This window comes from Alkalibacterium olivapovliticus (assembly GCF_003003275.1).
In the GTDB taxonomy this organism is placed as follows: Bacteria; Bacillota; Bacilli; order Lactobacillales; family Carnobacteriaceae_A; genus Alkalibacterium; species Alkalibacterium olivapovliticum.
Map to the genome: position 1 here is coordinate 114,745 of NZ_PVTO01000002.1, position 12,462 is coordinate 127,206.

The window sequence follows — 12,462 nt, forward strand, 5'->3', positions numbered from 1 at the left end:
ACGCTCCAAACTGGACTCGTGACCTTTTTAGTCATACGAGAATCCTTGAGGTGATTGAGTTGAAATATTTGATAGACATTCGACTTGTGGCTATTGCTCGGTTCTCATTACAAGAACTTCAACGCTCATGCCACTACTCTCACTACCGTTAAAGGAAGTTATGGATGAATCCTTTCCTCCCTACCACTTCATCGAGTGTGTACTCTCCATGTCGATAGCTTTCCACGTTCCCTTCACTCTATCCATATCTAAACGTAGGTGCTAGCTCTTGCCTGACGTTCTCTCCACCGCCTTTAACGGTGCATGGAGCTTTCGAAACCACCATAGGTACTCGCCCACGGAACGCACTTGACTCTTTCATCAAGCACACTCATTTCTGAGTGTTCGCCACTTACAGACATTTCATTCGCTAGTTCGTCAGTGTTTTACCACATTCTCACCATATTAAGCTTTTTACGACTCCCGACCTATCAGTTGTACCAACCACCTCTGGTTAGCTTTCGGTTACTAAAATTAGCACTACGACAACTTTCAGCCGACTTTACCGAGCTTCACACAATATTCATATACACATTCGAATATTGCATGTCGGAGTATCAGAGTAGGCACTTCAAGGCGTTACCCTATCATTTTACCTATCGAGCGAAGAGTTCACGACTCTCTTCCAGTCATTTGACTTTCAGACAGTGTGCGTAACCTTTTCAGTTACGAACGTGTCACACGATGATTGTGCGCAATGATGATACGGGCTGATGAGTATTTGATTGCAGCTTTATATATTTCTCTGGGATGCGCCACACTGGAATTGAGTGATCCTTTAAAGATCGTTTCCTTCTTTATAATCTCATTTTTTGTATTCAGAAATAAAGCAACTACCAATTCCTGCTGAAGTCCATTCAGTTCCGTCATCAGCATTTTCCCCACGTATTGACTTGATGTCACCGCGCCTTCCTTAAGTAGAGGTGTTTTAGCCATCCGTTTCCCCAGTTCGATAGAGGCGAGCAATTCGATTGCCTTCGCTTTTCCGATTCCAGGAATAGTGAGTAACTCCTCAAGTGACGCCGTCTTGAACATGTACAAATCATCAAAGTGTGAAAATACCTGCATGCTTAACTGCAGTACATTGTAATCGCGTGTTCCTGTCCTGAGTAAAATAGCCAGTAGTTCATGATTTGCTAAAGCAGATGGTCCGAATTCCTCCATGCGTTCCCTTGGTCTTGAGTGAGTCGGTACTTCTGAAAATTTCTGATTCTGCATATTATCTAATCCTCCTTATAAAAAAGAAGAGAAAGGGAGTCCCCTTCTCTTCTATAACATTACCTTTTAAATTAATTTCTCACTTTTTATTTTGTTAAGAACTTCATGAAGATCATGGCAAATATCTAATGTCATTTTCTTCATGTGACTATCTGGCTTGATTAGATCGGGAACCATTACGACCGGAAAGTTCGCTGCATTAGCTGCCTTGATTCCATTGATTGAATCTTCCAGTACTAATATATCTGATATCGGACCATCGATCAGCTGGCGCGCCTTTTCAAAAATTTCCGGATGAGGTTTTGAGTGAGAGACTTCATCTCCCCCAATCACCCCATCAAAGTAATGAGTCAGTCCAGCATTTTCCAGCAGCTCAAGCACGACTTTCTTTTCGGAACTTGAGGCTACAACTGTTTTGTATTTATTCTCTTTTAAAAAGTCTAACAGATCGACTAACCCTTTTTTTAATACGGGTGGAGCCGAAAACAGTACTGATTTCAGATCTTCTACACTGTCTGTAATGAACTGGTCTACTTTTGATTCATCAAAGTGATCATACATGGCACTGAAAAAATCCTTTTCGCTGGCACCAATATACTTTTCATAAAAAGAGTAGTCAAAAGGAATCCCTATTTTATCAGCAGTCTGCTGATTCGCTTTGTAATATAAGGGCTCTGTGTCAAACATCAGCCCATCCATATCAAAAATAATCAGTTTAGTCATTCATTACCCTCATTTATCGTTTTCATTTTCTCAAGTTGTCTGGATACTGACTCATACTTATCTTTATAATCTTTTTCTTTGGCTTTTTCTTCTTCAACTATCTTATCTGGAGCATTGCTGACGAATCGTTCGTTAGACAATTTTTTCTCCACACGGTCGATTTCACTTTGCCATTTAGTCAATTCTTTTTCAAGACGCTCGATTTCTTCCTGGATGTCAACTAGTCCGGCTAAGGGAATGAAAATTTCGGCTCCTGATACGACCGATGTTTTCACTTCACTTGGCACGGTGACTTCCGTATCGATTACCAGCTCGTCCGGGTTACAGAAACGAATCAGGAATGACTGGTTTTCTATAAGGAACTCTTTTTCCTGCGTGCTTTTAGTTTTGATCAGCAAATCGATTGGTTTAGAGAGGGGTCTATTTGCTTCAGAACGGATCGTTCTTACAGAGCGAACCAGGTCGATCAGCATTTCCATGTTGTTCACTGCCTGTTCATCTTCAAAGGCTTCATTTGCTTCTGGGTAAGAGGCATTTACTAATGATTCTCCTATATGAGGAATATGTTCCCAAATTTCTTCAGTTACAAAAGGCATGATAGGGTGAAGGAGTTTCAATGTCTGATCAAGGACGTGAATAAGTACAGACTTCGTGGTCTGCTTCTGTTCATCAGTTCCCTGAGTCAACACTTCTTTAGTCATCTCAATATACCAGTCACAATAGTCATCCCATATAAATTTATACAGTTGTCTTCCGGCTTCACCAAATTCGAAGCGTTCAAACAAATCTGTGACTTGAGTAATCGTTTCATTTAAACGTGCCAGAATCCACTTATCTGCGATTGATTTTTCTTTAGTCAAATCACTTTCTTCAATTGAAAAATCGCCGACATTCATAATAACGAATCGACTTGCATTCCAGATTTTATTGATGAAATTCCATGATGCATCCATTTTTTCATAACTGAAACGAACATCCTGTCCAGGTGCTGACCCATTTGACAGGAACCATCTTAAAGTATCTGCTCCATACTTGTCGATTACATCCATCGGATCGATCCCGTTACCGAGTGATTTGCTCATTTTTCTACCCTGTTCATCTCTGATCAGTCCATGCATCAGGACATTTTTAAATGGCGCTTTTCCAGTGAATTCTAAACTCTGGAAAATCATACGACTGACCCAGAAAAAGATAATGTCATAACCTGTTACCAACGTACTGGTCGGGAAATACTTTTTATAGTCGCTGCTCTCAACGTCAGGCCAGCCCATTGTAGAAAAAGGCCATAGTGCTGAACTGAACCACGTATCCAGTACATCATTGTCTTGCTCCCAGTTTTCACTATCAGCAGGAGCTGTTTCACCTACATACACTTCACCTGTTTGTTTATGATACCACGCTGGTATCCTGTGCCCCCACCATAATTGTCTGGAGATGACCCAATCATGAACATTTTCCATCCAGGTGTTGAATGTTTTTTCAAATCGTTCAGGTAAAAAGTTTACTTTGTCATCTGTCAACTGATTAGCCAGTGCTTTGTCCGACAGTTGGTCCATTTTTACGAACCACTGTGTGGACAATCTCGGTTCAACTATGACGCCTGTTCGCTCAGAATGACCTACACTGTGCTGCATTTCTTCTACCTTGATCAGCAAGCCATCTTCTTTCAGGTCTTTCACCAGCGCTTTTCTTGCTTCAAAACGGTCCATCCCTTCGTACTTACCTGCCAGGTGGTTCATTGATCCGTCATTATTCATCACGTTTACTTGTTCTAAATTATGACGTTTACCGATTTCAAAGTCATTAGGGTCGTGTGCTGGAGTAATTTTAACGACTCCTGTCCCAAATTCCATATCTACGTAATCATCTGCGATCACTTCAAGCTCTCTATTAATGATGGGAAGGAGAACTTTTTTACCTATTAAATGCTGGTAGCGTTCATCATCCGGGTGTACCGCTACAGCAGTATCTCCTAGCATTGTTTCAGGTCTGGTAGTGGCTATCTCAACTGTCCCCTCCCCATCAATCACTGGGTAGTGGATATGGTAGAAAGCGCCATTAACTTCCTTATGATCAACTTCGATATCTGAGAGCGCAGTCTGTGCTTTAGGATCCCAGTTGATGATGTACTCTCCTCGGTAAATCATTCCTTTATTGTATAGATCAACAAACACTTTATTAACTGCTTCATTAAGCCCTTCGTCCAAAGTAAACCGTTCTCTTGAATAGTCGACAGAAATACCTACTTTAGCCCATTGATCTCTGATGTTTTCAGCATATTCTTCTTTCCAGTCCCACACTTTTTCAAGGAATTTTTCTCTCCCAAGATCATGGCGTGATATGCCATTCTGAGCCAGTTTTTCTTCAACTTTAGCCTGTGTAGCAATACCAGCATGATCCATTCCCGGCAGCCATAATGTATCGTACCCCTGCATGCGTTTCTGTCTGATGATGATATCCTGCAGCGTTGTATCCCATGCGTGGCCTAAGTGAAGTTTTCCGGTCACGTTCGGAGGCGGAATAACGATTGAGTACGGTTCTGCACCGGATTCACTTGGCTTAAACAAGTCTTTATCTAACCATTTCTGATATCTTCCTTCTTCAACTTCTGTTGGGTCGTATTTCTTTGACATATCCTTCATTTCTTCCATCTTTTTACCCCTCTTTTTTAATTTTTTATATAAAAAAAGCATTCCTCCTAAATTTGTTAGGACGAATGCTTCGCGGTACCACCTATTTTACGACTGCGCTACCGGTGTAGGCACAGTCGTCTCTCAGTAACAGTTATAACGGTCCGTTGATCCGATTACAGGTACTTTTCTGATTCCCCATAATAGCTCACAAGCTACTTCACGATTTTTCTTATCAGGGATTCTCAGCTGGCACCCATTCTCTTGGATAAGTCGAATCGTTACTCCTCTTGTTCTTCACTAGTCGTTTATTAAGTTAATTCTGCTTCTTCATGACGAGCTGCCGATAGTGCCGCTTCGTAATCCGGGTCTTTAGACATTTCTTCTACGATTTCTCTGTAAACGATTTGACCTTTACGGTTGACAACAAAAACGGTACGAGCCATTTTATCCAAATCATCAATATACAGGCCATAATCTTTTGCAAATGTACGATCAGTGTCATGCAGTATATCAGATGACAACACTTTTGACTGTGACCATTCACTTTGCTGATCAAGGGTATTAGTGGAAATAGAGATGACTTTTGTATCCGTCAGTTCCTTAGCTTCATCATTGAACTTATTGGTTTGTCTTGAACATGTGCTTGTTTCGATATCGGGTACTGTACTGATAATCAATACATCACCAATATACTCAGAAAGCTTAACATCCTGATCATCTAGATTCTTTACAGTAAAGGAAGGAGCGTCTTCTCCTACTTTAGGGGGTTGCCCATTCGTCTGGAATTTTTCGCCTTTTAATGTAACGTCCATGCTATTCCTTCTTTCCTATAGGTTAACTATAGTGTACTTTTCAAAGGAGCGTATTGCAACCAAAACATTAAAATAAAGAATCAAAAGTAGTTTGGTCGGTGCTTTCTGAATTATCGTGCCGGGTGATTGTCTGGATTTTCAGCCTACTTAAGGTGTCTGAAATCAACTGATCAATAGCCAGACTCTCTTCCATCTCCAGTACTTTCTTTAACTTGGGTTTCGTCTTTGGCTTGGCAGGTGCGAAGACAGTACAACAATCCTCATAAGGCTGTATGGCAAGATCAAAGGTGTCGATTTTTCTTGCAACTGATATGATGTCCGTTTTGTCCATTGATATAAGAGGACGCAGAATCGGTGTTGACGTCACTTCATTAATCGCCAGCATGCTTTCAAGTGTCTGTGAAGCCACTTGTCCCAGCGATTCACCATTCATAATGGCCAGTCCGCTTCGTTTTCCTCGTATTTTATCCGTTATTCTGAGCATCATTCGCCTAGTGATGGTCATGGCGTAATCTTCAGGTATCTGTTTTTTGATAGCTTCCTGTATTTCTGTGAAAGGCACTTCAATAAAAGTGATCTCACCAGAATAGTTTGCCAGCTTGGACGTTAAGTCTATAGCTTTCTGTAAAGCCTGCGGTGAGGTATACGGTGGACTATGAAAATGAACGGCTTCTATCTCCATTCCTCTTTTCAGAGATAAATACCCGGCTACAGGCGAATCGATCCCGCCTGACATCATCAGCATCCCTTTTCCCGCTGTCCCAACTGGAAGACCTCCAGCCCCTGACAGTGTCTCCACCGAAATGAAAATACCATCCAGACGGACTTCAACGCGTACATCTACATCCGGTTCTTTCATCCTGACCGAGATAGGCTGAACAGCCCGTTCAACCTCTGTTCCCAAAATACGATTTAAATCATTCGTGTCATATTCGAAATCGTGATCTGCCCGTTTTGTATTGATCCTGAATGTCATATTTTCTTTGAACTGTTTCTTTATCAGCTGGACCACTGCATGCTTAGCTTCTTCAACTGATTTATCCACTCTGATTACGGGAGAGAATGAACTGATCCCGAAAACGTCTTTTAGTTCTTCCATAACTGCTTCTCCATTTTCACCATTCAACGTGATGTGGAGCCGATCTCTATTCGCTACTATGTTTATTTTTTTAAAGGCTGTGAGTTTCAATCGAACATTGCCATGCAGTTTTTTTATAAAGTACTTTCTATTTTTTCCCTTTGTCGATAGTTCGCCATATCTGACCAGTATTTCAGTAATTTCCATGCTTGACTCCTTCACTCTATTTCTTTCATCTGATGATACACTGCATTAAACACGTCTTTAAACTGTTCTACTTCTTCCAGAGTATTATAGTGACTCAGACTGATTCTCACTGCGGACTCTGCTTCATTTTTTGAATAGCCCATATCCTGTACTGTAGGCGTTTTGGTTTTCCGTTTACTCGAACAGGCACTAGTCGTCGAAACGAATATGCCCACTTTTTCCAGAGCATGTACAATGATTTCTCCTCGAATATTATGAACACCGAAACAGACTATATGTGGGGCACTATTTTCAGGAGTAAATAATGTTACTTTATCAAAAATGGACAAGTAATCTGTTAGTTCCCTTTTCAGTCTGTTTAACTCTCTTCTTTTTTCAGCACTTTGATCCAGCAGTATCCTAAGTGCTTTAGCCAATGCTACATTGCCCGGAACATTCTCTGTCCCACTGCGCATCCCGTTTTCCTGTCCTCCACCACTCATGAGAGGCGCGAGCTGTCTTCCTTTTTTCAGATAGACAAAGCCAGTGCCTTTAGGAGCATGAAACTTATGACCGGAGAATACCGCAATATCGATTCTTGATTCTGCTAAGTGTAAATCAAGTTTACCAACCGCCTGCACAGCATCGACATGAAAATGAATAGTCGGGTAGGCCTCCAGTACCTTCCCTATTTCAGTTAAAGGCTGGATACTGCCCATTTCATTATTCACCGCCATGATCGAAACAAGGACCGTATCTTTTCTAATGGATTCTTTCAGTTCCTCTATATCTATTCGCCCCTCTGCATCAACCGACAGATAGGTCACATCCCATCCCAGCTTTTCCAGTTGATCGAGAGATTTGATGACTGCAGGGTGTTCGATTACTGTGGATATTATATGCTTCCCAAATTCGACTTTTTCAATTGCAGTTCCTTTAATTGCCCAATTGTCGCCTTCTGTTCCCCCACTGGTGAAGAAAATCTCTTCAGGTTCGACAGCCATGAGAGAGGCAATCTGCTTTCTTGATTGTTTCAAAAGACTGTTTGCTTCTTCTCCTTTAGAGTGCAAGCTGGACGGATTTCCATAATACTTTCTGCTGACCTGCAGATAAGAATCAAGGACAGACTCATTTAATTCAGTAGTAGCTGCATTGTCAAAATAGATCATAATAAACCCTCTCTGCGATAATAGACTTTTACACATTTTCTTATTATAACAAACTTCTATTGAGAGCAAAACGTATCTCTAGTATTTCTTCTTTTAACCGCTAAAAAAGCCAGTCTTAGACTGACTTTCAGCGTTCTATTATATTAATCGTAAGACTTGTCTTTCTTATAGCTATCCAGCAACTCCGGGTACGCTCCAGACTCAATTGACTCCAGTTTTTCCCTAACCATCTTAAGTGCCGTTTCGAAATCATATTCTTCAAGAAACAGCAATTCACTGTACTTGATTGTTTCTATGACCTCCGGATGTTCTTCTCTGTGACGGTAAAGCCTCTGACTTGTTAATTCAGTCAGTAATGCATTATCAACAATTGAATCTGTCTGTTCTGCCAGATTTTCGATATCATCTTCACACATCTTATGCAGTGCCATAACTTCTTTCAAATTCAATCTTGGTCTTGCCAGTTCTTTAGAGAGGCTTTCTAAGTGATCTGTTGTATAGAAAAATAAATTTAAATACTCTTTTGGCAGACCTGGAAGATGTTTGCTCTCAAGGTAGCGTTTCATTTCTCTAAGGGCATATTCCATTTCTTCAATATCAGTTTTGATTTCCATTTCTTTTTCACGGTAAGAGTAAAGATTTTGAGATAACTCCTTGAATGAATCGGAAATCTTTTCTAATTGTTCAAAACTCTCTTCAAGCAGGTCGTTCGCAGTTGAATACGGTATTTTATTATTAGACAATTTGGTTTCAATGTCATTGATCAGTGTGCTTTGTTCATTCAGAGCGGTTCTTAATTGCTTAAATGACTGCTCTTCATTTTGATAAAGCGTATAACTCTGATTGATCCGGTCGATTTCAAAGCTCATTTCTCTATTTTGATCGTGTATATGCAGGGCTATTTTCTTCAGTTTTTTTACTAATTTAGTGACCTTGCTTTTTGCTTCTATCTCGACCTCCATATAATCATAAAGCTGATTGATCAGTTGTTCAACATCTTCAATCTTCTGATCAGCTTCCTTAATCTCAAGACGTTCGACATATGACTTCAACTGATTGATTTCATTATCTAAAGCATCCATTTCCTTTTCCATGCCGATTGTTTCAGGGAATAGATAACCTTGATCGATCAATGTGCTATACCCTTCTTCTATTTCTTCTTTTTGCTGAACATAATCTGAATTGATCAGTTTAATCACTTTTGGTATACGTGCCATCAGTTCTTCCATTTCAGATATATCTTTATCCAGTTTATTGACTATTACTTTGGCTTCTTCATGATCTCCCGAAGCAGTCAAGTCGGAGAACGACGTGAATTTGTTTTCTACCTCGCCTAATTTATCTTCAAGGCTGTTAATGCTGTCTCCAAATGTGAAACTGCTTGTCAGTAATTCTTTCCTGATTTTGTGGTATCGTTTTTTTATTAAATCCACTTTTTTCAAGTTTGCTTCTTCTCGCTGAAGAAGCTCATCGATTGTACTGATCAGTTCTTTTGAATCATTCTCGATCTCTAAAAGAGCTGCATTGGCTTTCTCTTGGTATGTGCTTGCCTGTTTGAACCGGTAACGGTCAGTGGCCTGTTCTGCTTCAAACAAAACGGCTTCTACCTCGGTCAGCCTTGTCTGTTCGATTTCGTTCACCTTTTTGACAGCCAGATCAGCAGCCGCCTTAGACTGTCCGGTTATTGTCATTTTGTTTAACTTTTCAGACTTATCCGAAGGCAAGAAATCCAATACCTCTTTTTTCTTATTATCTAATCGATCAATGTCAGTATAGTGTGTCTTTTTCAAGTAATATGTAGTCAAATATACAATGATCGCAAGTATAATGATGCTTAATATTACGACAACTTCAATTGTCATTTTTTTCCCTCCAACTATAGTTGCGTATGCTTAACTATCTCTCTCTTATATAGTATATCAAACTTATATCAATTATGTTATACTAGCAAGCAAATTATATTAAATAATAATGAACATGAGAGGACAGTTTGATGACTACGGAACTAAACTATATGATCAGCAAACAATTACACGCACTAATAGCAGATGAACCTAACTTAATAGCCATTTTGAGTAATGCGTCTGCTTTGATCAATGAACAGTTTGATGATATCAACTGGGCAGGATTTTATTTATGGGATGAAGAACAGGATGAGCTTGTTCTCGGTCCTTTTCAAGGAAAGGTAGCCTGTGTTCGCATCAAAAACGGATCAGGTGTGTGTGGAACAGCCTTTAATGAGGAACGGACTATAATCGTTCCTGATGTCCACCTATTCCCCGGTCACATCGCCTGCGATGCTGCCAGTCAATCAGAGATTGTAGTACCGTTAGTGAAGAACGGGAAAAAAATAGGAGTGTTAGATATAGATGCACCCGTTAAAGACCGCTTTTCTGAAAAAGATAAAGAAGTCCTTGAAGAGTTAGCAGCAGTATTACTGCAGGCAATCATTTAAGTTCCCTCTACGAAAAGACCCTTATCACAATGTGATAAGGGTCTTTTCGTTTAAGTCCATTCAAAAGGCAATTAATGTTCCTATTATCTGTTGTAGTACTCAACGATAAAGGCTTCATCGATTTCAGCAGGCATTTCTTCACGTAATGGTAAGCGTGTAAGAGTTCCTTCAAGTTTTTCATCGTCAAATGACACGAAGTCAGGACGACCAAAAATAGATTCTACTGATTCTTTGATGATCTTAAGATCTTTAGATTTTTCACGAACACCAACAACATCTCCAACAGAAACGCTGAATGATGGAATATCAACACGTTTACCGTTAACAGTGATGTGGCCGTGGTTAACTAATTGACGAGCTTGACGACGAGTAGTCGCAAGACCCAATCTGTAAACAATATTATCCAGACGTTGTTCAAGTAAGACCATGAAGTTAACACCGTGTTTACCTTCACGCATTTTACCAGCTTTGTTGAATAAATTGAAGAATTGACGTTCATTTAATCCATACATGAAACGCAGTTTTTGTTTCTCTTTAAGTTGTAATCCGTATTCTGATAATTTGATACGGCCAGTCGGTCCGTGTTGACCCGGTACGTAAGGACGTCGAGCTAATTCTTTACCGCTTCCAGTTAAAGAGATGCCTAAACGTCTTGATTTTTTCCATGATGGTCCTGTATATCTTGACATTATTGAATTCCTCCATTAAATATGATTTTTCATCCCTTTTTAATCGGAATGACTATGGAGTAAAATAACGTTTGGAAGTTCAGTAGTACGTGCAGTTGCTTTTCAATCTTCACCAATGCAGCCGCTGGTTACACAATTGCGCTCATACGTTTATATGGCAAGGAACTGTTGACGCGATTACCACTTCCTGCTGCGGTATTTTACACAAATTCAAGTATACCTTTTTATGTGTTCGAAGTCAATGTTTTTAAAATAAAGAACGGAGAAAACCCGACAGTCATAAAGACTGCCGGGTTTCTAAAGCTATTCAGTCTTTTAATATCTCAAAATTGCTGCAATACCTGTATCTGACGGCATACTGGCTTTATCCAGAACATATACCTTGCCGTTAGTTTTCATTATATTGTGAACGAGTTGATTGACGTAAACATTCGTTTCAGTTCCTTCATGATACTGACCGTTCTCATCGATCGTTCCATTAACCTGATAGTCATCTTCAATTAGAAGAACCTCAACTTTACCTTGAATACTGGCCATTGCCAAGTCATGATACTGGGCTTCCAGTCTGAATTCAGGGGTGGTCTCATTAAATTTTTCTACAAGATTCTTGTATCGGCGATTGGCGATCTGATCGACCACTTCCTGCGTCTGATCTTGTATCTGATTGAATGAGAGTTGAGATGGAGATGCTTCAACACGTGTTTCATCCAAGTACTCATTTTTGGATAATTTATCAAAATCAGCAATGTTTTCTTTTAGCGCAAATAATACTAAAGGCAATTTTGTTGGTTTAGAGAAGTGTTCAAAGACATATTTATCCACTACTCGGAAATAGTTTTCCTGGTCTATTTGAACTTCATTACTTTTCTCATTATGACCATGGAATGCCCCTGGAGCTCCTCCGCTTACTTCTCCACCATTATAAGAATCAACATTAAGTTCGCCGCCTGTTAGTTCTTCTCCCAAGGCTTTAGTCAATGTGTCAGGTGCCTCTTCGGGCAAATCGACTGGCTGAACTTTATTACCTCTACCATTATATATACTAAATTTATCGTGATTCAGTGCCAGCAAATGATAGTAACTGACATACTGGAAGTTGGCAATCAATGGAAGAACATACGGTTTATTGGAAACCACTGTCCCTGTATGAATAGGAACACTCAGTCTATAATAATAGGCTTCTTCTGGCGTTACATAAAAGACCGCACTCTGAGTCATCTCTCTCCAGAAGTCGGAATGATCAACCAATGATTTCACTTTATCAAGCAATTTACTGGCATACTTATCATCATATTGTTCACTTAATTTTAATTTAGCTTCTTTCAGTAAATTTTGAAATTGAATCTGGTTTGCCTCTGTTTCGACAGCATTTGATTCCGAGTTCAAAGATAGTGATACTACTACCTCGTGTTCCTTAAGCAGTTCGTCCGTCGGGAATGTTAAAAGTTCTTGCATATGCT

10 protein-coding genes and 1 other annotated feature are annotated in these 12,462 nt (G+C 39.9%); of the genes, 1 reads left to right on the plus strand and 9 read right to left on the minus strand.

All coding sequences use genetic code 11. The annotated features are described in order from the left end of the window. Positions 1 to 705 precede the first annotated feature (705 nt). From radC to CLV38_RS01580, 7 genes are all read right to left on the minus strand, one after another. Positions 706 to 1,257 (minus strand): RadC family protein, encoded by a 552-nt coding sequence (radC, locus tag CLV38_RS01550; RefSeq protein ID WP_106190597.1) that lies wholly within the window; start codon positions 1,255 to 1,257, stop codon positions 706 to 708. A gap of 66 nt (positions 1,258 to 1,323) precedes the next feature. After that, positions 1,324 to 1,980 (minus strand): HAD family hydrolase, encoded by a 657-nt coding sequence (locus CLV38_RS01555; RefSeq protein ID WP_106190600.1) that lies wholly within the window; start codon positions 1,978 to 1,980, stop codon positions 1,324 to 1,326. Beyond that, complete coding sequence (locus CLV38_RS01560; protein WP_106190603.1) at positions 1,977 to 4,631, minus strand: valine--tRNA ligase; 2,655 nt, start codon at positions 4,629 to 4,631, stop codon at positions 1,977 to 1,979. Before CLV38_RS01560 ends, CLV38_RS01555 begins: the two co-directional genes overlap by 4 nt. 54 nt (positions 4,632 to 4,685) lie before the next feature. After that, positions 4,686 to 4,917 (minus strand) — a binding site (T-box leader). 4 nt (positions 4,918 to 4,921) lie between these two features. Next, positions 4,922 to 5,425, minus strand: a complete 504-nt coding sequence (locus CLV38_RS01565; RefSeq protein WP_106190605.1) for a thiol peroxidase — start codon at positions 5,423 to 5,425, stop codon at positions 4,922 to 4,924. Between the two features lie 67 nt (positions 5,426 to 5,492). Continuing rightward, positions 5,493 to 6,710 (minus strand): tRNA uracil 4-sulfurtransferase ThiI, encoded by a 1,218-nt coding sequence (gene thiI, locus CLV38_RS01570; RefSeq protein WP_106190607.1) that lies wholly within the window; start codon positions 6,708 to 6,710, stop codon positions 5,493 to 5,495. Positions 6,711 to 6,721: 11 nt separating this feature from the next. Next, complete coding sequence (locus CLV38_RS01575; RefSeq protein ID WP_106190609.1) at positions 6,722 to 7,858, minus strand: cysteine desulfurase family protein; 1,137 nt, start codon at positions 7,856 to 7,858, stop codon at positions 6,722 to 6,724. 143 nt (positions 7,859 to 8,001) lie between these two features. Continuing rightward, a complete protein-coding gene (locus tag CLV38_RS01580; RefSeq protein ID WP_106190612.1) occupies positions 8,002 to 9,720 on the minus strand; it encodes a septation ring formation regulator EzrA in 1,719 nt (572 codons plus the stop codon). A 131-nt stretch (positions 9,721 to 9,851) separates the two neighbouring features. Between CLV38_RS01580 and CLV38_RS01585 the strand changes: the two genes are divergently transcribed. Then, on the plus strand, positions 9,852 to 10,313 hold the full coding sequence (locus CLV38_RS01585) for a GAF domain-containing protein (RefSeq protein ID WP_106190614.1): 462 nt from the start codon (positions 9,852 to 9,854) through the stop codon (positions 10,311 to 10,313). Between the two features lie 83 nt (positions 10,314 to 10,396). Here CLV38_RS01585 and rpsD read toward each other — a convergent pair whose 3' ends face one another. Together rpsD and CLV38_RS01595 are read right to left on the minus strand one after the other, a co-directional pair. Then, on the minus strand, positions 10,397 to 11,002 hold the full coding sequence (rpsD, locus tag CLV38_RS01590) for a 30S ribosomal protein S4 (RefSeq protein ID WP_106190617.1): 606 nt from the start codon (positions 11,000 to 11,002) through the stop codon (positions 10,397 to 10,399). Between the two features lie 315 nt (positions 11,003 to 11,317). After that, the gene (locus CLV38_RS01595; RefSeq protein WP_106190620.1) at positions 11,318 to 12,457 is read right to left on the minus strand and encodes a baeRF6 domain-containing protein; all 1,140 of its coding nucleotides are present in this window, start codon (positions 12,455 to 12,457) and stop codon (positions 11,318 to 11,320) included. Positions 12,458 to 12,462: the final 5 nt, after the last annotated feature.